Below are 22,029 nucleotides of genomic sequence, written 5' to 3'. Positions count from 1 at the left end.
TTTTGATAAATATATACAAACTGAAAAAAACCCGTGGTAAAAACCACGGGTTTTTGCTTAAAACCGATATCGCGGTTAAGAATTAACCCATTTGAACTTCATTCATCAGTTCAGTGAAGTTAGTCTCTTTTTCAGTTACTTTAGCATTTGCTAAGATTTTTTCTACCGCTTGCTCTTCTAATGCAAGATTACGGATGTTATTCATAAGCTGTTCGTTCTTGTTGTAGAACTCAACAACTTCTGATGGATCTTCGTAAGCTGAAGCCATTTCGTCGATCAGTGTATTAACACGCTCGTCTTCTGCTTTCAGTTCATTACTATTGATCACTTCACCTAACAATAATCCAACGATTACGCGACGTTTAGCTTGTTCTTCGAACAATTCACGTGGTAATTGCAGAGCTTGTTTCTCGTCGCCACCAAAGCGTTGAGCTGCTTGACGTTGCAGAACTTCAATTTCGCTGTCTACAGCAGCTGCAGGTACGTCAACTTCGTTTGCTTTAACTAAGCCATCAATAACTTGTGTTTTAACACGAGTACGGATTGCATTTTTCAGTTCACGTTCCATGTTTTTACGTACTTCTGCACGCAAACCATCAACAGAACCATCAGCAATACCAAAACGCTTGATGAACTCTTCAGTTAATTCTGGCAGTTCACGCTCTTCAACTTTTTTCAGGTTGATAGCGAATTGTGCTTTTTTACCTTTCAGGTTTTCAGCGTGGTAATCTTCTGGGAAAGTCACATCAATTGTGAATTCTTCACCAGCTTTATGACCGATAACGCCTTCTTCAAAACCTGGGATCATACGACCTTGACCCATTGCCAGTACGAAATCTTCAGCTTTTCCGCCTTCGAATTCTTCACCGTCAATAGAACCGTTGAAATCAACAGTTACGCGATCTTCTGCTGCAACTTCGCCGTCTTTGTCTTTCCACTCTGCTTGTTGCTTACGCAGTGTTTCTAACATGTTATCAACGTCTTCGTCTTTAACAGTGACAACTGGTTTTACAACTTCAATGCTTTCCAGACCTTTCAGTTCGATTTCTGGGAAAACTTCGAATTCCACAGAGTAAACAAAGTCTTCACCTTCTTTGTATTGCTCTGGTTTGTAGTCAGGCGCGCCAACTGGGTTTACTTTGTTTTCGATGATAGCGTTAATGAAATTACGCGACATTAAATCACCAAGAACATCATTCAGTACAGACATACCGTAACGCTGTTTAACCATAGACATTGGAACGTGACCTTTACGGAAACCATCAATGCGAACAGTCTTAGCAGCTTTTTTCAGTTCACTGTCTACAGCAGTTTGGATATCAGCGGCTGGTACGGTGATTGTGACACGACGCCCTAGGCCTTGAGTCGTTTCAACAGAAACTTGCATCTTGTTACCTCAAAATAAGTTTTAGTGCTCGGTCTACTTTAAAGGAAACTAATATGACATTGACATATTTAGATTTATTTTCCTTTCAGAACCGGGGCCGCCACATTTAAAAAAACGAGGATCCCTGATATCAGAAGCATCCCGAAACCTTACTGAAAATTAGACGCGACATTATAACGATCTAGAGGGGTTGAGTCGAGAAAGAGCCGTTTTATTCCTCAATTTTTTCATAAAATCGAGTAAGTCGCCCCTTTTTCCCTCTATAAAGAACAAAAAATACGCATCTTAGATCTATTTATTCACGATTAACGATAACATTGTTAATCTTCTTGGCTACCACCACGACATCCAGGAGAGCGTAATGCTTTATCCTGTTGTTCATTCCATTCACTCAACGTAAAAGTATGCAATGCGAGAGCATGAACACCATTTTCCATTTCATGAGCTAAGGTTTGATACACATCACGATGGCGTGAAACACTGCGCTTGTCATTAAATTCATCACTAACAATAATGACTTTAAAGTGACTTTCAGAGCCTTCAGGCACATTATGGCGGTGGCTTTCGTTTATTACTTGTAAAAAATGCGGTGAAAAGCGTGAAATCAGCTTATTCTCAATATCATCACGGATCATTTCTGCCCCTAATACTCTGCCTTTATATCATGGCGAACAAAAAATAAGTCGACCAGATTATATTGATTAAGCCTTTATCAATACAAAATGATGAACTCATTCTTTTTTATTTTGCTGATGATAATCGCTTATTTTTCATCTTGAGTAAAACCATTGACCGAATATTGTTAAATTTATGAGCAAAAATGAGGTTAATTTGAAATAAAATCAATTGATAAAATCAGATAATTTTGTTCGTTAAAAGGATATTAGCAACCTATTAGCAGTGGTATGATAGGCTAAAGTTTGAAACCTATTCTACTTGTTAACACAACAGACATATTTAACCGAGATTACCTCATGATTAAAAATTTACTCTGTGCTGTTTTTGCATTAACACTACTTTCAGGTTGTGCAACTCCTAGTAACAAACTCTCTATTGAGCCTGTAATGTCAGTTCCTGCGGCCGATCCAACCATGCGCCCAATTTCACTGAATATTTCAAGCCAAGACAAACGTACATCTAAAAACCTAGCGGAAATTAACCGTAATGGAAAACTAGAAGTACTTGTTCCAACTCGTGATATTGCATTTTTAATGCAAGAAGTATTGCAAAAACAAATGACAGCCCGTGGTTTTATGGTAGGTTCTCCTGCTAGCGCTGATGTGATCATTGTTATCAATAAACTCAACGCAGATGTAGGTGAAGGAAGTGTTCGCCATAATATCAGTGCGAAAGCAGATATCTCAGTTATTGTCACCTTGCCAAATGGCAGTTCAAATACCAAAACATTCCGCACTAGCTACAATGTTCAGGGACCATTTGGTGCCACTAATGAGAAAATTGCGGCTGCAATTAATAATGTCTTAAGTGAGCTCGTTAGCGATATGGCAAAAGACGCTTCAGTCAGTCAATTTATCAAATCTAACGCCCGTTAATTTATTAGAATAAACGACCTGTTATCTTAAACAGGTCGTCGAAAGGAATTCTTGCATGGTTCAGCCTGCCTTCAAACAAACCACTTGGTACAAATCATTTATTTTACTGTTACTTGGCTTTACTTCTGGATTACCACTTGCATTAACCGCTGGTACATTACAAGCATGGATGACAGTAGAAAACATTGATTTAAAAACCATTGGTTTCTTCTCATTGGTGGGGCAAGCTTATGTATTTAAATTCCTCTGGTCGCCCTTTATGGATCGCTATACGCCCTCTTTTCTTGGGCGTCGTCGAGGGTGGATGTTACTTACCCAAATAGGGTTGGTAATAGGTATTGCAGGTATGGGGTTTTTAAACCCTAATGATCATTTATGGTGGCTTGCTTCTTTAGCCGTTATTGTCGCTTTTTGTTCAGCTTCACAAGATATTGTCTTCGATGCTTATAAAACAGATATTTTAAAGGCTGATGAACGTGGTACTGGGGCGGCAGTTTCTGTATTAGGCTATCGCATTGCAATGCTTGTTTCTGGTGGGATGGCACTTTGGCTTGCTGATAAATATATTGGCTGGCAGAATATGTATTGGTTAATGGCTGCTTTAATGGGAATTGGTATAATTGCCACACTACTCGCCCAAGAGCCAGAAACCGCGGTAAAACCCCCTCGGACACTCTATGAAGCCGTAATTGAACCCTTAGCTGAATTCTTCTCTCGTAATAATGCTTGGCTTATTTTACTCCTCATTGTCCTATATAAAATGGGCGATGCTTTTGCTCTGAGTTTAAGTACCACATTTCTTATTCGTGGCGCTGGCTTTGATGCTGGGGAAGTTGGTTTAGTCAACAAAACATTAGGGCTTGCTGCCACGATTATCGGTGCCTTATTAGGTGGCTTATTAATGCGTCGTTGGAGCTTATTTAAAGCACTGATGATTTTTGGAATAATGCAAGGTGGCTCAAATATTGGCTATTGGTATCTCGCTATCTCAGAACAAAACATTTATAGCATGGGTGCCGTAGTTGCTTTTGAGAATATCTGTGGAGGAATGGGTACAGCAGCATTCGTTGCACTTTTAATGACTCTTTGTCATCTTTCTTTTTCAGCAACACAATTCGCACTTCTTTCAGCCCTATCCGCCATTGGTCGTGTTTATGTAGGCCCTGTTGCGGGTTGGTATGTCGAAAGCCATGGCTGGGAGGCGTTTTATCTTTTCTCTATCGTGGCTTCAGTTCCTGGCCTTATTTTGCTGATGATTTCAAAAAATACGCTTATTTACACACAAAAAACAGGCGAATTTCTTAGAAGAACACAATTTATAAAACAATACCGTTTTGCTCTCTATGGTTTAATACTAGCCGTTTTCTTCTTTATTTGTAGCTTAATTCTGGTTATTACAAATTCATTATCAGGTTTGGAAATATCCCAATCTATTGATTTTATTCAATCAATAAATAATGAATTATTAGGCCATTGGGCTTCATCACTGTTTTTATATGGTGTTGTTATTGGTGCAATAAGCCTCGTTGTAGGCACAATATTAGATTATTTAGCACTCAGAATAACAACACATTAGTTTTGTTATATTTGGGGCCATTAATGAAAAAGGGCAGCTTAAGCTGCCCTTTTTCATATTTATATTAATTTTGGTATTAGTAAAAACAGTTACTGATTATTTAAATTATCTAAACAATCTGACTTTGACCGATTTACCTTTAATTTTACCTTGTTGTAGCTGTTTCCAAGCTTGCTTAGCAATTGATTGTTTTACCGCAACGTAAGCATGAGTCTGATTAATCATAATTTTACCAATATCAGCACCATTAAAACCCATATCTCCCGTTAATGCGCCTAAAATATCACCTGGACGCATCTTGGCTTTTTTACCACCATCAATACATAATGTTGCCATCGTTGCTTCAAGCGGCGTAATTTGTAGACCTGTAGGAACAGGTAACCAATTTATCTTCATATGAAGCATTTCTTCTAGGGCATTAGCACGTTGAATTTCTTCAGGTGCACAAAAACTGATAGCTAATCCACTCTCACCCGCCCTTGCTGTACGCCCAATACGGTGAACATGCACTTCAGGATCCCATGATAATTCGTAATTGATCACCATTTCTAACGCTTTAATATCAAGCCCGCGAGCTGCAACATCCGTTGCAACTAACACACGACAACTCCCATTAGAAAAACGAATTAAAGTTTGGTCACGTTCCCTTTGTTCCATATCGCCATGTAAAGCAAGCACACTTTGATTACTTTCTGTCAGTGTCTCATACACATCTTGGCAATCTCTTTTTGTGTTGCAGAAAACCACGCAAGAAGCTGGTTGTTCACGGCTTAACAGTTTTTGCAGCAATCCTATTTTGCCATGACGAGATATTTCATAAAATTGCTGTTCAACAGCAGGGAGCTCATCAACTGAATTTATTTCGATAGTGATAGGATTTTGCTGTATTTTACGGCTGATTGTAGCGATTTCATTTGGCCATGTTGCAGAAAAAAGCAGGGTTTGGCGAGCCGTTGGCATACGAGAAATAATATCATTGATATCATCAAAAAATCCCATATCCAGCATTCTATCAGCTTCATCGAGCACTAACGTTTTTACATCATCTAAATTGACAGTCTCTTTTTTCAGGTGATCAAGTAATCTGCCCGGTGTCGCCACAATAATATGTGCAGCGTGAATTAATGAATCACGTTGAATACTAAAGGGGACTCCGCCACATAGCGTTAATACTTTAATATTAGGTAAATAACGAGCAAGGCGACGTAATTCATTTGCAACTTGATCGGCAAGCTCTCTCGTTGGGCATAATATTAATGACTGGGTATTAAATTGTTTTGCATCAATATGTTGTAATACACCTAAACCAAAAGCAGCCGTTTTACCACTACCTGTTTTTGCCTGAGCACGGACGTCTTTTCCTGCAAGAATAGCAGGTAAAGCGGCTTTTTGAACTGGAGTCATAGTTAAATAACCCATTTCATTAAGGTTAGCGAGTTGTTCTGCAGGAAGGGCGTTAAGTTCAGCAAATGAGGTCACAATGAAAATTCCAAGTAAAGTAAAAACAAATATAAGCTAATGATACTATCCCTTCATTCTTGTGTCGTGAGGTATTTTTGCACTGTTCATATTACTTTTTCATCTAAGTGTTATTTTTTATCATTATCTCCTTAAATTTCCTCTTCTTATCAAAGATTCCTTTTTTATTTTTACTAATAACTCGAAAAAATAAATAAAAAAATACAAAACTTCCTATTTTTTAAACTAATATCAAAATTCTAGAAATAGATCTTATTTGGAGCTCAAATTCCTACAAAATGGATTTTTATAGTTTATTATTCCAATAAAAAAGAAAAACTGAACATTCACCGCAACCATAATCGACCATGAAACATCGAGATAATTTATGATCAAAAAACCATTTTTGTTTGTCATCGCAACAACATTCTCTTTATCTTCTCAGGCAAGTTATTTAGGAGGATTTGCAAGCACAAGTATTAACTACTTAGATTGGACAACACATACAACACACAAAACAGGCAAAACTTCCCATAAAGATGATTTTGCCTATTTAGAACTTGAAGGTGCTGCTAATTTTTCATGGGGGGAGTTTTATGGCTTTTTCGATTTAGAGAATCCCTTTAATAAAAGAGAAACTCATCCGGGAGATAATCAGCGCTATACCATTAAAAGTACTGCTCGTATTTATTTAGGCAAAAGTAACTTTAATTTATATGGACATGTTTATGGTACATGGTCACTCCCCGGTAAAAAATATGGTGGTAACTTTCATGAAGTAAATACACTTTACGGGTTTGGCTATAACACTCAAATTGCTAATTTATGGTTTAAACCTTTTATTGCCCTTCATTATGTCGATCAATCTAAATATTCAGGTAACAACGGTTATGTGGCTGGTTGGGTTGCTGGATATGATTTTAATATAAAAAATCAAAAATTTAGCCTAACAAACTGGCATGAGATGGAATTTCAACGACATAAACGTTATGGCAATGGAGGTAAAAATGGCATTAATGGCGCTTTAGCCATTTGGTGGCATCCGACAACATCTATTACTACAGGAATTCAATATCGCTATGCTTATAAAAAGCTAGGAGAGAGTTTTCTTCAAGACGGCATTGTATATAGCTTGAAATATAACTTCTGATAGCAAATTGTTAATTTTCATTACAGCGGATCTATTTTTATCCGCTGTAATCCTTTTTTCTTATTTAATGAATAAAATCCTCATTGAATATAAATATTCAACAAATGATCTATTATCAATATTAAAAATCACATAACCGGCAAATTAAGACATTAAACATCATAATAAAAAGGATTTAGCTCATAAACTCTCCTCAGACCTGCTTGCTGTCACTTTTTTAATCAAAATACGTTTTCTTACATTTTTTATTGCATTTTTATTTGTAAAAATATGTATTTATTTTAGAAATATGATACTTTATGAAATTATCGTTAATATCCAATAATTAAATTAACAATTATTTAATAGTTTAATTACTTGTGATCACATTAACACAAAAGAACAACCAACCACCCACTTACCATTACAATTGTTTACACTGTGGCAACCTTACCGTAAAATGTCCTTACTGATACTGATGAAACAACAATAGAACCTTTGTCATTTAGGTCGTTGGATGAGACTTATGAAATACATAAAAAGTATTGGGACACTCTCGCTATTAGCAGCCGCATTCTTATTAAGTGGCTGTGACATGGCGTTAATGGATCCCAAAGGCGCTATCGGCGCTGAGCAAAAAACATTAATCCTTATTGCACTTGGTTTAATGTTAATTGTTGTGATACCGGTGATACTGATGGTGATTGTTTTCGCTTATCGCTACCGCGAATCCAATACAAAAGCCACCTACCGCCCAAACTGGGCTCACTCAAATAAAATTGAACTCGTTGTTTGGACCGTGCCAATTATCATTATTGTGATTTTGGCAAGCATCACATGGAAAACAACCCATGAGCTTGATCCTTACAAACCCCTAGAGTCCTCAGAAAAACCGGTCACCATTGAAGTTGTTTCAATGGATTGGAAATGGTTATTTATCTATCCAGAACAAGGTATTGCGACAGTCAATGAATTGGCTTTCCCTGCTAATGTACCTGTTAATTTCAAAATCACTTCTGACTCAGTCATGAACTCATTCTTTATTCCTCGCTTGGGTGGTCAAATCTATGCGATGGCAGGAATGCAGACCAAACTTCACCTAATCGCTAATGAACCAGGTGAATATCCAGGTATGTCAGCAAGTTATAGTGGGCATGGTTTCTCAGATATGAAATTTACCGCAATAGCAACGCCTGATCGTGCTGGTTTTGATGCATGGGTTGAGAAAGTAAAACAATCATCAGATACGTTAAATACTACTGCTGCATTTAATGAACTTGCTAAACCAAGCCAGAAAAATCCAGTGACCTATTATTCAAGCGTGAAGCCAATGTTATTCCAAGAGACTATTTCTAAATTTGGTCATACAGGTCATGGCGCTCACACAAGTAGCAATCAGACAGCACATGCTGATGCAACAATGAATATGAACATGAGCCATGCGGCGCATGCAGGAGCAGAGGAATAAAGGCATGTTCGGAAAATTAACTCTTGATGCAGTCCCGTTGCATGAACCTATTATCGTAGTAACTTTACTCGGTATCGTTCTGGGCGGACTTGCTGTTGTTGGCGCACTAACTTATTTTCGTAAATGGAAGTGGTTATGGAGCGAATGGTTAACCAGTGTTGACCATAAAAAAATTGGTATTATGTATATCATCGTTGCAATGGTCATGATGTTCCGTGGCTTTGCCGATGCCATTATGATGAGAAGCCAACAAGCACTAGCTTCAGCTGGTGAAGCGGGCTTTTTACCTCCTCATCACTATGATCAGATTTTTACCGCACACGGCGTTATCATGATTTTCTTCATGGCAACCCCTTTCGTTGTGGGTCTGATGAACCTCGTTGTGCCTTTACAAATTGGCGCTCGTGATGTGGCCTTCCCTTTCCTAAACTCACTGAGCTTCTGGTTCTTTGTCGTTGGTGTGGTACTTATCAACCTTTCTTTAGGTATTGGTGAATTCGCACAAACAGGTTGGTTAGCATATCCGCCACTTTCAGGCTTAGAGTATAACCCTGGAGTCGGGGTCGATTACTGGATATGGAGTTTACAGATATCTGGTATTGGTACACTTCTAACAGGGGTTAACTTCTTCGCGACTATCCTGCGTATGCGTGCGCCAGGCATGAGCATGATGAAAATGCCAGTATTCTCTTGGGCGGCTTTATGTACTAACGTCCTGATTATCGCTGCATTCCCAATTTTAACCGTTACGATTACATTGTTAACATTAGACCGCTATCTTGGTACGCATTTCTTTACCAATGATATGGGCGGTAACATGATGATGTACATCAACCTCGTATGGGCTTGGGGTCATCCAGAAGTTTATATTCTTGTTCTGCCTGTATTTGGTGTGTTTTCTGAAGTCACGGCAACATTCTCTAAAAAACGGTTATTTGGTTACACCTCATTAGTCGGTGCAACAGTTGTTATTACCGTATTGTCATTTATCGTTTGGTTACACCACTTCTTTACTATGGGTTCAGGGGCTAACGTAAACGCCTTCTTTGGTATCGCCACCATGATCATCGCCATACCAACAGGGGTTAAGATCTTTAACTGGCTGTTTACGATGTATCAAGGCCGTATCGAGTACAAAAGCCCAATGCTATGGACTATCGGTTTTCTAATTACCTTCTCTGTAGGAGGAATGACCGGAGTTCTGCTGGCGGTTCCGGGTGCTAACTTTGTTTTACATAACAGCTTATTCTTAATTGCTCACTTCCATAACGTTATTATCGGTGGTGTGGTATTTGGCTGTTTCGCAGGTATGACTTACTGGTTCCCTAAAGCATTCGGTTTCACACTGAATGAAAAATGGGGTATTCGTGCATTCTGGTTCTGGTTTATCGGCTTCTTTATGGCCTTTATGCCACTGTATATTCTTGGCTTTATGGGTATGACTCGTCGTTTAAGCCAAAATATCAATCCAGAGTTTAACCCAATGCTGTTAGTTGCCGCAGGGGGTGCTGCACTAATTGCTATCGGTATTGCTTGCCAAGTCATCCAAATTTACGTGAGTATTCGTGACCGTGATCAAAACCGTGATTTAACGGGCGATCCATGGGGTGGACGTACTCTCGAGTGGTCAATTTCTTCACCTGCACCTTTCTACAACTTCGCTGTTGAGCCTAATGTTCAAACTCGTGATGAGTGGTGGGATCAGAAAGAAAAAGGTACCGCTTATCAACGCCCAACCAAATACGAACCAATCCACATGCCTAAAAATACTGGTGCAGGTGTAATTATTTCAGCATTCAGTTTAGTCCTTGGTTTTGCCATGATCTGGCATATCTGGTGGTTAGCTATCGTTGGTTTCGCTGGCATGATTGTCACTTGGATCGTAAAAAGCTTTGATACAGATGTGGATTACTATGTCCAAGTGCCTGAAATTGAAGCTATCGAGAATAAGCATTATGAAGAACTGAAAAAAGCAGGTGTGAAATAATGTCTACTCAAACTGTAAATAACACAAACGCCCATGAGCATCATGGGCATCACGATGCAGGAGCGACGAAAGTTTTCGGCTTCTGGATCTACCTAATGAGCGACCTTATCCTGTTTGCCAGCTTATTCGCCACTTATGCGGTGCTTGTTAACGGGATTGCTGATGGTCCTTCAGGTAAAGAAATTTTTAGCTTACCTTTTGTTTTAGTTGAAACCTTCTTACTGCTATTTAGTAGTATCACTTTTGGTTTCGCTATGCTGAGCATGAATAAAGGTAGCGTTAGCCAAGTTAATCTGTGGTTATTTGTTACTTTCTTATTCGGCTTAGGTTTCGTCATCATGGAAGTTTACGAATTCCATGAGCTAATCGCAGAAGGTTACGGCCCAGATCGCAGTGCATTCTTATCTGCATTCTTTGCATTAGTTTCAACGCATGGTCTTCACGTAACAGCGGGTTTAATTTGGATTGTGATCCTAATGATCCAAGTATCACGCCGTGGCTTAACAGAAGTTAACCGTACTCGCTTAAGCTGTTTAAGTCTGTTCTGGCACTTCCTTGACGTTGTCTGGATTTGTGTGTTCACCGTAGTTTATCTGATGGGAGCGATGTAATGAGTCATCCAAATACTTCTCCTTCAGGCGCAAGCCACGGCAGTATGAAGTCTTACCTGATTGGCTTTATTCTGTCTGTTATCCTCACCGTTATTCCATTTTGGATGGTGATGGAAGGAACCGCGACACCAGCAACTATTCTATGGACCGTTGTCGGTATGGCTGTTGTGCAGATTGTTGTTCATTTAGTCTTCTTCTTACATATGAATACGTCATCAGAAGAGCGCTGGAACGTCGTTGCATTCCTGTTCACACTGCTTATTATCGGCATTGTTGTCGTAGGCTCGTTGTGGATTATGTACAACCTGAACATCAATATGATGATGGATTAAGAGTTGTCGCTATGATTAAGCAATACCTACAAGTCACCAAACCAGGAATTATTTTCGGAAATTTAATTTCTGTAATAGGTGGTTTTCTTCTCGCCTCCAAAGGTGAGATTGACTATCCCCTATTTGTCGCGACTCTACTTGGGGTGTCTCTGGTCGTTGCTTCTGGTTGTGTTTTTAACAACTATATTGACCGTGATATTGACCGTATCATGGAAAGAACGAAGAACCGCCCATTAGTTAAAGGATTAATTGACCCTCGAATTAGCCTAATTTATGCCTCAGTATTAGGTATTGCAGGTGTTGTGCTGCTCTATGTAGCAGCCAACCCGCTTGCAATGTTTATCGCTGTATTTGGTTTTATTATTTATGTTGGGGTTTATAGCCTCTATATGAAGCGTAAATCTGTTTATGGCACACTGATTGGAAGTTTATCTGGCTCTGCTCCCCCTGTTATCGGTTATTGTGCCGTTAGCGGTGAATTTGATGCGGGCGCGGCAATCCTATTACTTATCTTTAGTTTGTGGCAGATGCCTCACTCTTATGCCATTGCTATTTTCCGTTTTAAAGACTACCAAGCAGCTAATATTCCGGTATTACCCGTTATTAAAGGGATCTCAGTCGCTAAACGCCATATCATTCTTTATATTCTGGCATTTATGATTGCAACCTTAATGCTGACATTAGTTGGATATGCGGGCTATAAATATCTAATAGTTGCTTCTGCCGTCAGTATTTGGTGGTTGGGCATGGCTTTATCCGGTTATAAAGCAACCAATGATAAAGTGTGGGCACGAAAATTATTTATTTTTTCTATTGTGGCAATCACTTCATTAAGTGTAATGATGTCGGTTGATCCAACAAGCTCAACAGAAACTGTCTTTGCTTATTTAAGATAATGTATTTACTAAAGTAACCAAAAGACCAGTCAGCCTTCTGACTGGTCTTTTTTTATCCTGTTTTGCGACTAAAGAAGATATCAGTACAGTTTTGACTTTTTTGCATCCCATTTATTGATTAACCTCGTTATAAAATGTCATTACAATGGGGTATCAGTAATACGAGGTAATCCATGAATGATAATAAAATGACCCCATTAGAGCGCAAAGCAACATGGGGACTAGGCACTGTTTTTTCTCTTCGCATGCTTGGCATGTTTATGGTACTCCCAGTTTTAACCACCTATGGGCTTCAACTACAACACGCAACAGAATCACTCATCGGATTAGCCATCGGTATTTATGGATTAACACAAGCGGTATTCCAAATCCCTTTTGGTATTTTCTCTGATAAATTCGGCCGAAAACCGATAATTGTTTTCGGCTTAATTATTTTTATTATTGGTAGTTTGATTGCCGCACTTAGTGACAATATTTACGGCATTATTATTGGGCGAGCATTGCAAGGGGCTGGAGCTATCTCAGCAGCGGTAATGGCTTTATTGTCTGATTTAACGCGGGAACAAAATAGAACAAAAGCAATGGCCTTTATTGGTATTAGCTTTGGGATAACGTTCGCTTTAGCCTTAGTTTTAGGCCCTATTTTAGCGCATATTTTCGGCTTACAAGGTCTTTTTTGGGGCATTGCCCTACTCGCCTTTAGTGGCATTATTATTACGCTTTTTACTGTACCGAACAGTGAACATCATATTCTTAATCGAGAATCTGGTTTTGTCCGTGGCAGTGTCAAAAAAGTCTTATTTGATGCACAACTTCTTAAGCTTAATACCGGTATTTTTTCTCTACATACTTTATTAATGGCAGCCTTTGTTGCGCTTCCTCTTGTCATGAGTGAAGCTGGCTTAGCAAAAGAGAAACATTGGATTGTTTATCTTGTCACTATGCTTATCGCCTTTATTACAGTATTACCTTTTATTATCTATGCAGAAAAGAAACGAAAAATGAAACAAGTGTTCTTATTCTGTATTTTCTTACTGATTATGGCTCAGGCAATTCTTATTATTTCAGGCTCTAGCTTGTGGTTAATTATTGCGGGTATTCAGGTCTTCTTTATTGGCTTTAATATTATGGAAGCCCTTCTTCCTTCATTAATCAGTAAAGAAGCGCCAGCAGGTTATAAAGGTACAGCTATGGGAATTTATTCCACCAGCCAATTTTTAGGAGTGGCATTGGGCGGTATTTTAGGTGGATGGCTTTATCAGCATTATGATGCACAAATCGTATTTCTAGGTTGTTTAGTGATTGGCATTATTTGGTTTTTGATTAGTTTAACCTTACGTCAACCCGCTTATGTTAGTAGTTTACGGGTTGAATTACCGTCTAATCTATCTTTAGGTCAGCAACAAAAACTACAACAAATATTTAAACAACAACCAGGTGTTAATGAAGTTGTGATTATTGCTGATGAGCAAAGCGCCTATATAAAAGTGGACACTAAACAAACACCGAGAGCAACATTAGAGTCTTTAATCCCTTCGGTTTAACCCACAATCAGTTTGTCGAATGAAAACAAAAATGCGCTGTTTATTCAGCGCATTTTTTATAACTTAATGAATAAATTATTAGTCACGGAAATTATTAAATTGGAATGGCTGTCCTAGCTCACCTTCTCGAACTAATTTCATTACAGCTTGTAAATCATCACGAGATTTACCGGTTACTCGAACTTGTTCGCCTTGGATTTGAGCTTGTACTTTTAATTTACTGTCTTTGATCAGCTTAACAATTTTCTTCGCTAATGCAGTATCAATACCTTGTTTTAAGGTTGCTTCTACACTGTACATTTTTCCGCTGTGAGTCATTTCTTCAGGGATATTTAATACTGCACCATCGATCCCTCTTTTTGCCATTTTCTCACGCAGAATATCTAATAATTGCTGAACCTGAAATTCAGATACGCTGGTTGTTTTCACTGACTCTGCTTTTTCGTTTAATTCAAAACTGGCTTCGACATTACGAAAATCCCAACGAGTAGTCAGTTCACGTTGTGCGTTTTCTACCGCATTACGCACTTCATGTAAGTCAACTTCAGATACGATATCAAAAGATGGCATTCTTTCTTCCTCAATAAATAAATACAACCCAAATAATAGCTTCTTTTAAGATTGCAAAAAAGTATTGCACATTCAATAACGACTTTATCACTCAATTTCATACTGATAGTAAAGAGCAAACATACTTTAAACAGAGAAGCACAATCAATGTTATAATTTCAGAAAGATAGTCTAGTGACAGCAGGCCACCGCCTTACTCTATTACGATTTTCAAAAGAAGAGGCACAATGAAAATTACCGTTTTAGGATGTGGTTCAATAGGTAAACTTTGGATCGCCGCATTAACACTTCAAACTCACGAAGTACAAGGCTGGCTAAGAGTGCCACAACCTTTTTTAGATGTGAGCGTCGATAATATTAATGGTGAGCCTTTTTATCAGCGCATTATCGCGAATCAGCTTGAATGGTTAAAACAAAGTGAATTACTTATTGTTTGCTTAAAATCGTGGCAAGTCTCAGATGCTGTAAATGCGCTTCTACCTTATTTATCTGCACAATGTCCTATCTTATTAATTCATAATGGCATGGGAACTGCTGATGAATTAACAGCAACACAACACTCTATCACTAGACCAATTTTGCAAGGCATTATTACTCATGGAGCTTATCAACAAGGCCAGCACGTTATCCACACAGCTACAGGTATAACACACATTGGCCCATTAAATAGTGCTGCCCAACAATACAGTCATTTAGCAGAAATACTGCATCATGCATTACCTGATGTCGCTTGGCACAATGATATCCACACCATCAGTTGGCTCAAACTTGCGGTTAATTGCGTGATTAATCCATTAACTGTTTATTATCAGTGCCGTAATGGAGATTTATTGCGCTACCCTGAGCATATTCACAAAATTTGTGATGAAGTTTATCAAGTGATGGAGCGCGAAGGTGTTATCCCTACTTCTAAAACACATCTGCATGGCTACATTATTGATACCATAGAACAAACAGCAAATAATTATTCATCTATGTATCAAGATGTGAAATATCAACGCCATACAGAGATTGACTATATTACCGGTTATTTATTACGTCGGGCGTCAGCGCAAGGCCTTGTCTTACCGGAAAATAACCATCTTTTTCAATTTATTAAACAACAGGAAGGCAATTATGACCATATCAGCGATCATCTGCCTAGCTAATGGAAGTGAAGAAACCGAAATCGTGACCACGGCAGACTTATTAGTCAGAGCCGGTATTCATGTTGTACTTGCTAGCGCAGAAGATGATGTTGATGATCTTGTTATCACTTGTTCTCGAGGTATTAAACTGGTCGCTGATGCGCCTCTAGTTCGTGTTGTTGATCATCACTATGACGTTATTATTCTCCCCGGTGGATTACAAGGTACTGAAACATTAAGAGATAGTCCTCTAGTGGTCGAAAAAGTACGTCGCATGCACAGTGAAAATAAACTTGTGGCCGCGATTTGTGCAGCCCCTGCAATAATTCTTGAAACTCATAATATTTTCCCTATTGGGAATATGACGGGCTTCCCTGCATTAAAAGATAAAATATCACCCAAAAAGTGGGTGGATTATCGTGTCTATTATGATGAAAGAGTTAATTTAATTACTAGCCAAGCGCCTGCAACCTCTATCGATTTTGCACTAAAAATTATCGAACGCTTAAAAGGTAAAGAAGCTGCAGCTGATGTCGCCAAGCAACTCGTATTGCCACCTGGTATTTATAATTACCAAGATGAATTTACAGGCTTTGGGGATAAGCATTTTGTAAAAAATATGGGCTCGCACAATCACCATGATGATGGCCAAGCAATAAGAGCGAAGTAATCATCTGGAGAATGGCAGCGACATTCCCCAACATAAAAGTTGTATAATTAAAAAAAAGCCACTTTTCAGTGGCTTTTTTTATTCGCAAGATCAAATCGTTAGCGTATTATTTTTTACGATACACTTTAACGTTTTCAAAACCTTGCTCACGTAAATAAAGTGCTTGTAAGCGACTCATCATTCCGCGATCACAATACAATAAATAGGTTTTTGCTTTATCTAAATCACCAAACTGCGTACTGAGTTTATAGAATGGTAACTCTTTAACATCAATGCCATCCATTTTTAATGGTGATGTTTCTTGCTCTTCGGGGGAGCGAATATCAAGAATAACGTCATTTGCAGCGAATTCGGAGACCATTTCAACTTCTATGACTTGTTGTACAGTTTCTTCGGCAATACGACGAATATCCATATTCTTAGCATTTTCAACAACGCTATCAAGAATAGAAAAATCAAACTTCTCTTCTTCTGCTTCAATTTTCGCTTTAACAGCTTTCACTGTTGGGCTTTTTGAAATTACCCCACAGAATTCTGGCATTGTGCGAGCAAAATCTTCTGTGCCAATTTGACGTGCAATATTGATAATGTTTTCTTTATCATGAGTGATAAGAGGACGTAAGATTAACGTATCTGTCGCATTATCAATTAAACGCAAATTAGTTAAAGTTTGACTAGAAACTTGGCCTAAGGCTTCACCCGTTACAATTGCTTGAACACCATAACGCTCTGCCACTCTTGATGCTGCTCGCACCATCATACGTTTTAGCACAACGCCCATTTGCCCATCATCGACCTTTTCTAAGATTTCTGCGACAACAGGCTCAAAGTCAACCGCAACGAAATGCACTTTATGAGAACGACCAAAGCGATTCCATAAATAATGCGCAACTTGTTTAACGCCAATTTCGTGTGCAGAGCCACCTAAGTTAAAGAAACAATAGTGAACTCGGCTACCACGACGCATTAGCATATAGCTTGATACACCTGAGTCATAGCCACCAGAAATCAGCGATAAGACATCTTCTTGCGTACCAATTGGAAAACCACCAATACCTTCATAGCGTGCATTAACTAAAATAAGTTTATCGTCTTCAATTTCTAAATTAATGGTGACATCAGGACGAGTTAACTTCACTTTTGCGCTTTCAACGTGTTGGTTAAAACCACCACCCACATAACGCTCAACTTCATTAGAAGTAAAACTGTGTTTACCACGACGTTTTGCACGAACACAGAATGTTTTGTTTTCAACTAAATGCTTAAATGCTGCAAAAGTTTGCTCAAAAATATTATGTAAATCGGTATAAGGATGTTCTTCGACTTGTAAAAAGTGATGAATACCAGGAATACGTGTTAATGCATCACATACTGCTTCACTTTTACTTTCATCTTTACTCACAACCACAATGTTATCCCAATTACGGACAACTGTGATTTCATCGCCGATTGTATTTAATACATTACGGATATTGCTAGTGAGGATTTTGATAAAACGTATACGAACAGATTGGCTTTTGATCGTAATTTCGGGGAATAATTTAATAATAAACTTCATAGTCAATGGTCATAGGTTATTAAGTAGAAACATAAACTACAGTGATGTAAATTGACTGGAGTTTATAAAAGTCACAAAGTATATCACCAATATTTAGGGCTCACCCGCAAAAATCATCGACTGAATAAGAAATTTTCATCTTACTTGTAGTAAGATGATCGCTATTATTCAGCGCTAACATGCTTTATTATCAAAAATATTATGGCTAAGAAAACGACATCAATTAACGAAGACATCGCAAAAGCACCAAGTTTTGAAGCATCCATGCAAGAACTTGAGCAAATCGTAAACCGCTTAGAATCCGGTGAACTCCCTTTAGAAGAAGCGCTTAATGAGTTTGAACATGGCGTTCGACTAGCCCGTGTTGGACAAAAAACATTACAAGACGCTGAACAGCGTGTTCGTATTCTTCTAAAAGAAGACGACAATGCAACTCCTGATGATTTTATCCAAGAGGCAGAATAATTGAGTAACGCAACTTCAAGTACGGATGCGTTCCGTCATAAATTAGATTCCGCCCACCAGCGTGTCGATGATGCGCTAAATCAAGCGCTCTTAGCTTTACCATTTACTGACATGCCTCTAGGTAAAGCCATGCATTATGGCGCTCTTTTAGGTGGGAAGCGCTTACGTCCTTTCCTTGTTTATGCTGTTGGCGAGATGTTTAAAGTTCCTGCGCTAAACCTTGATGCTCCGGCAGCTGCTGTGGAATGTATTCACGCTTATTCCCTTATTCATGACGATTTACCTGCGATGGATGATGATGATCTGCGTCGAGGTAAACCAACATGTCATATCGAATTCGGTGAAGCTAACGCTATTTTAGCGGGTGATGCACTACAAACTCTGGCTTTTGAGATCTTAGCAAAAAACCCAATGCCCGATGTCTCAATGGCTGATCGCGTTGCAATGATTGCTGAATTAGCCACAGCGAGTGGTCTTGCAGGTATGTGTGGTGGTCAAGCACTTGATCTTGAGGCCGAAGATAAATCAATTGATCTTGCATCTCTTGAAAAAATCCATTTACACAAAACAGGTGCATTAATTCGTGCGGCTGTACGTTTAGGTGCATATAGTGCAGGTTCTAAAGGCCATGATGTATTACCTGCATTAGATAAATATGCTCACTCCATCGGCCTTGCATTCCAAGTGCAAGATGACATTTTAGATGTCATCGGAAGTACAGAAGAAACTGGAAAACGACAAGGTAGCGACCAAGAGTCAGGAAAAAGTACGTACCCAGCCCTCCTTGGTTTAGAACGAGCTCAAAAGAAAGCACAGGAATTGTATAACGAAGCACTGGATGCCTTAGCGTTTCTTGAGCAATACGAGTACGATACAACCACGCTTAAACAATTAGCGAGTTTTATCGTCGAACGGAAAAACTAATAAAAAATAAAGAGAGCAGCTTACCTGTTCTTTCCCTATTACAAGTGATTAATTAATAGGCATCACATGAGCATTGATATCGAAAAATATCCCACATTGGCGTTGGTTGAAACACCAGAAGATTTACGCCTATTACCAAAAGAGAGTTTACCTAAACTCTGTGATGAGCTAAGGCTATTTCTTCTTAACAGTGTCAGCCGCTCAAGTGGTCACTTCGCCTCAGGTTTAGGTGCTATTGAGTTAACGGTTGCTCTTCATTATGTCTATAAAACCCCTTTTGATAACCTCATTTGGGATGTAGGTCATCAGGCATATCCCCATAAAATCTTAACTGGTCGCCGTGACCGTATTGATACAATTCGCCAAAAAAATGGACTACATCCCTTCCCTTGGCGAGAAGAGAGCGAATACGACAAACTTTGTGTCGGTCACTCTTCAACCTCTATCAGTGCAGGTTTAGGTATGGCTGTTGCCGCCGAACAAGAAAAACTGAATAGAAAAACAGTTTGTGTCATTGGTGATGGCGCAATTACTGCGGGCATGGCTTTTGAAGCGATGAACCACGCGGGTGATATTGAACCTGATATGCTCGTTGTTCTTAATGATAACGAGATGTCGATTTCAGAAAACGTTGGTGCGCTGAATAATCACCTTGCACAATTGTTATCTGGCAAACTGTACACCACCTTGCGTGAAGGTGGGAAAAAGGTCTTTTCTGGTATTCCACCAATTAAAGAATTACTGAAAAAGACAGAAGAACATATCAAAGGCATGGTCGTTCCTGGCACCATGTTTGAAGAGTTAGGATTTAACTATATTGGTCCTGTTGATGGTCATGATGTTATTGCATTAGTACAAACCCTCGCTAATATGCGTGATCTAAAAGGCCCTCAACTTCTGCATATTATGACCAAAAAAGGTCGTGGCTATGCTCCTGCTGAGCGAGATCCTATTAGCTGGCACGCTGTACCAAAATTTGATCCACAAACAGGGACATTACCTAAAAGCCCTAATGCACGACCTACGTTTTCCAAAATTTTTGGTGACTGGTTATGTGAAGAAGCCTCAACCGATCCAAAACTGATGGCAATTACCCCTGCAATGCGTGAAGGTTCTGGTATGGTGCGTTTCTCAAAAGAGTACCCATCACAATACTTTGATGTGGCGATCGCGGAACAACATGCCGTTACTTTTGCAGCAGGTTTAGCAATTGGTGGTTATAAGCCGATTGTTGCTATTTACTCGACGTTCTTACAACGTGCTTACGACCAAGTGATCCACGATATTGCGATTCAGAAACTGCCTGTTTTATTTGCCATTGATCGTGGTGGTATTGTAGGAGCAGATGGTCAAACTCACCAAGGTGCTTTTGATCTCTCATTCTTACGTTGTATTCCTAATATGGTTATTATGGCACCAAGCGACGAAAACGAATGTCGTCAAATGCTTCATACCGGTTATCACTATCAAGATGGTCCTGTTGCCGTACGTTATCCAAGAGGCTCCAGTATTGGTGCGCAATTGCAACCACTTAACCCACTCCCTATGGGTAAAGGTATTATTCGTCGCCAAGGCAAAGGTATTGCGATCCTAAACTTTGGTACATTACTACCTGAAGCATTAGAAGTCGCTGAAAAGTTGGATGCCACTGTGGCTGATATGCGATTTATCAAACCTCTTGATAAATCACTTATCCTTTCTCTTGCTGAGCAACATGATATGTTGGTGACACTAGAAGAGAATGCCATTATGGGTGGTGCTGGCAGTGGAGTTAATGAATTACTCATGCAAGAGCGTTGCTTAGTGCCTGTCTTAAACCTCGGTATTCCTGATTTGTTTGTACCACAAGGTGGACAAGAAGAGATCCGAGCGGACTTAGGACTTGATGCTGTTGGTATTGAAAAATCTATTACGGATTATCAAGCTAAATAACGTCTAAAATGCCCGTATTAAACGGGCATTTTTCTATGCCCATAACTTACCAAAACGACTATTAACTCTTTGATTACTAATTCTTCTGTTCATTTTTGAATTACAATTTGCTCTATCTATCCCATACAGCCTATTTACATAAGAAAAGCTTAATAAAAAATTAAATCTAGTACTATTATTACTCAAACTCCTCTATATAAGATGTAACCTATAACTCATATTTTATGAAAATCATTGCAAATAAAGCATTTTCCTATTGAATCCATTCAGCGCTAATTTATTCAGTTAGTTAGATTTTTCTTTCTTTTTGTTTCCCAACGAAACGTTTCGATCGCGCTCACAATCTGAATAAATCAGACTTGTTTTCCCCTTTTTCTTTTCTACTATATAAACAGCGAAACGTTTCGCTGAGGAGGAAATATGAAAAAAGGCGTATTACTAAATAGTCCTATTTCTAGCGTAATTTCACGTTTAGGACACACTGACAAAATCACCATTGCAGATGCCGGATTACCCATTCCCTCTTCTGTTGAACGTATTGATCTTGCTCTAACACAGGGTATTCCTGACTTTATGTCAGTATTGCAAACAATCACTCATGAGATGCAAGTTGAAGCAGTCATGCTGGCGGAAGAAATTAAGACCATTAACCCCATCCTTTTTAAAGAGATAGTCTCTTATCTTAATTTATTAGAGCAAGAACAGAAGAAACCCATTCAAATAACGTATGTTTCACATGAAACATTCAAAAGACAACTTACTGAAAATAAAGCTGTTATTAGAACAGGTGAATGTACACCTTATGCCAATATTGTGTTGTTTTCTGGTGTGACTTTCTGAGG

At 38.9% G+C, this 22,029-nt stretch carries 20 protein-coding genes; 15 read left to right on the top strand and 5 right to left on the bottom strand.

Annotated elements, in window-relative coordinates; genetic code table 11:
- Positions 1-82: 82 nt before the first annotated feature.
- Complete coding sequence (gene tig / locus ABN217_RS08275) at positions 83-1,387, bottom strand: trigger factor (RefSeq protein ID WP_072069383.1); 1,305 nt, start codon at positions 1,385-1,387, stop codon at positions 83-85.
- A gap of 320 nt (positions 1,388-1,707) precedes the next feature.
- Positions 1,708-2,022, bottom strand: coding sequence for a transcriptional regulator BolA (gene bolA, locus ABN217_RS08270; protein WP_072069384.1), 315 nt, complete (start codon positions 2,020-2,022; stop codon positions 1,708-1,710).
- A 339-nt stretch (positions 2,023-2,361) separates the two neighbouring features.
- Between bolA and ABN217_RS08265 the strand changes: the two genes are divergently transcribed.
- Together ABN217_RS08265 and ampG are read left to right on the top strand one after the other, a co-directional pair.
- A complete protein-coding gene (locus tag ABN217_RS08265) occupies positions 2,362-2,940 on the top strand; it encodes a YajG family lipoprotein (RefSeq protein ID WP_072069385.1) in 579 nt (192 codons plus the stop codon).
- A gap of 55 nt (positions 2,941-2,995) precedes the next feature.
- Positions 2,996-4,516: a muropeptide MFS transporter AmpG gene (ampG, locus tag ABN217_RS08260; protein ID WP_196553548.1), complete on the top strand. Its 1,521-nt coding sequence runs from the start codon at positions 2,996-2,998 to the stop codon at positions 4,514-4,516.
- Between the two features lie 105 nt (positions 4,517-4,621).
- Here ampG and dbpA read toward each other — a convergent pair whose 3' ends face one another.
- A complete protein-coding gene (dbpA, locus tag ABN217_RS08255) occupies positions 4,622-5,995 on the bottom strand; it encodes an ATP-dependent RNA helicase DbpA (protein WP_196553547.1) in 1,374 nt (457 codons plus the stop codon).
- A 367-nt stretch (positions 5,996-6,362) separates the two neighbouring features.
- Between dbpA and ABN217_RS08250 the strand changes: the two genes are divergently transcribed.
- From ABN217_RS08250 to ABN217_RS08220, 7 genes are all read left to right on the top strand, one after another.
- Positions 6,363-7,124 (top strand): nucleoside-specific channel-forming Tsx family protein, encoded by a 762-nt coding sequence (locus ABN217_RS08250; protein ID WP_072069387.1) that lies wholly within the window; start codon positions 6,363-6,365, stop codon positions 7,122-7,124.
- A 496-nt stretch (positions 7,125-7,620) separates the two neighbouring features.
- Positions 7,621-8,571, top strand: coding sequence for a cytochrome o ubiquinol oxidase subunit II (gene cyoA / locus ABN217_RS08245; protein WP_115350463.1), 951 nt, complete (start codon positions 7,621-7,623; stop codon positions 8,569-8,571).
- Positions 8,572-8,575: 4 nt separating this feature from the next.
- Positions 8,576-10,558: a cytochrome o ubiquinol oxidase subunit I gene (gene cyoB / locus ABN217_RS08240; RefSeq protein ID WP_115350464.1), complete on the top strand. Its 1,983-nt coding sequence runs from the start codon at positions 8,576-8,578 to the stop codon at positions 10,556-10,558.
- Positions 10,558-11,169 carry a cytochrome o ubiquinol oxidase subunit III gene (locus ABN217_RS08235; protein ID WP_072069390.1) on the top strand — a complete coding sequence of 204 codons (612 nt, stop codon included), beginning with the start codon at positions 10,558-10,560 and terminating at the stop codon, positions 11,167-11,169. Before cyoB ends, ABN217_RS08235 begins: the two co-directional genes overlap by 1 nt.
- Positions 11,169-11,501, top strand: coding sequence for a cytochrome o ubiquinol oxidase subunit IV (locus ABN217_RS08230; protein WP_072069391.1), 333 nt, complete (start codon positions 11,169-11,171; stop codon positions 11,499-11,501). Before ABN217_RS08235 ends, ABN217_RS08230 begins: the two co-directional genes overlap by 1 nt.
- Before the next feature lie 11 nt (positions 11,502-11,512).
- The gene (gene cyoE, locus ABN217_RS08225) at positions 11,513-12,397 is read left to right on the top strand and encodes a heme o synthase (protein ID WP_072069392.1); all 885 of its coding nucleotides are present in this window, start codon (positions 11,513-11,515) and stop codon (positions 12,395-12,397) included.
- Positions 12,398-12,570: 173 nt separating this feature from the next.
- Complete coding sequence (locus ABN217_RS08220) at positions 12,571-13,941, top strand: MFS transporter (RefSeq protein WP_197269538.1); 1,371 nt, start codon at positions 12,571-12,573, stop codon at positions 13,939-13,941.
- Positions 13,942-14,019: 78 nt separating this feature from the next.
- Here the strand turns inward: ABN217_RS08220 and ABN217_RS08215 are convergent, their stop codons facing one another.
- The gene (locus ABN217_RS08215) at positions 14,020-14,511 is read right to left on the bottom strand and encodes a YajQ family cyclic di-GMP-binding protein (RefSeq protein ID WP_072063676.1); all 492 of its coding nucleotides are present in this window, start codon (positions 14,509-14,511) and stop codon (positions 14,020-14,022) included.
- A gap of 227 nt (positions 14,512-14,738) precedes the next feature.
- Here ABN217_RS08215 and panE point away from each other — a divergent pair, with 227 nt between their 5' ends.
- Both panE and yajL read left to right on the top strand, forming a co-directional pair.
- Positions 14,739-15,659, top strand: a complete 921-nt coding sequence (gene panE, locus ABN217_RS08210) for a 2-dehydropantoate 2-reductase (protein WP_349440768.1) — start codon at positions 14,739-14,741, stop codon at positions 15,657-15,659.
- Positions 15,628-16,308, top strand: a complete 681-nt coding sequence (gene yajL / locus ABN217_RS08205) for a protein deglycase YajL (RefSeq protein WP_231619328.1) — start codon at positions 15,628-15,630, stop codon at positions 16,306-16,308. The genes panE and yajL overlap by 32 nt, the downstream gene beginning before the upstream one ends.
- Before the next feature lie 106 nt (positions 16,309-16,414).
- On the opposite strand, the gene thiI is transcribed toward yajL, so the two are convergent.
- Positions 16,415-17,866: a tRNA uracil 4-sulfurtransferase ThiI gene (gene thiI / locus ABN217_RS08200; RefSeq protein ID WP_196553544.1), complete on the bottom strand. Its 1,452-nt coding sequence runs from the start codon at positions 17,864-17,866 to the stop codon at positions 16,415-16,417.
- A gap of 201 nt (positions 17,867-18,067) precedes the next feature.
- Here thiI and xseB point away from each other — a divergent pair, with 201 nt between their 5' ends.
- The 4 genes from xseB to rbsD all read left to right on the top strand — a co-directional run bounded on the left by xseB (position 18,068) and on the right by rbsD (position 22,027).
- Complete coding sequence (gene xseB, locus ABN217_RS08195; RefSeq protein ID WP_196553543.1) at positions 18,068-18,331, top strand: exodeoxyribonuclease VII small subunit; 264 nt, start codon at positions 18,068-18,070, stop codon at positions 18,329-18,331.
- Complete coding sequence (gene ispA, locus ABN217_RS08190) at positions 18,332-19,255, top strand: (2E,6E)-farnesyl diphosphate synthase (RefSeq protein ID WP_196553542.1); 924 nt, start codon at positions 18,332-18,334, stop codon at positions 19,253-19,255.
- Between the two features lie 66 nt (positions 19,256-19,321).
- Positions 19,322-21,187, top strand: a complete 1,866-nt coding sequence (gene dxs, locus ABN217_RS08185) for a 1-deoxy-D-xylulose-5-phosphate synthase (protein ID WP_197269540.1) — start codon at positions 19,322-19,324, stop codon at positions 21,185-21,187.
- Between the two features lie 420 nt (positions 21,188-21,607).
- A complete protein-coding gene (gene rbsD / locus ABN217_RS08180) occupies positions 21,608-22,027 on the top strand; it encodes a D-ribose pyranase (RefSeq protein WP_072069399.1) in 420 nt (139 codons plus the stop codon).
- Positions 22,028-22,029: the final 2 nt, after the last annotated feature.

This window comes from Proteus sp. fly-1067 (assembly GCF_040139345.1).
In the GTDB taxonomy this organism is placed as follows: Bacteria; Pseudomonadota; Gammaproteobacteria; order Enterobacterales; family Enterobacteriaceae; genus Proteus; species Proteus vulgaris_B.
The sequence above is the reverse complement of the archived record's forward strand: the minus strand, read 5'-3'. Positions and strand labels throughout refer to the sequence as shown.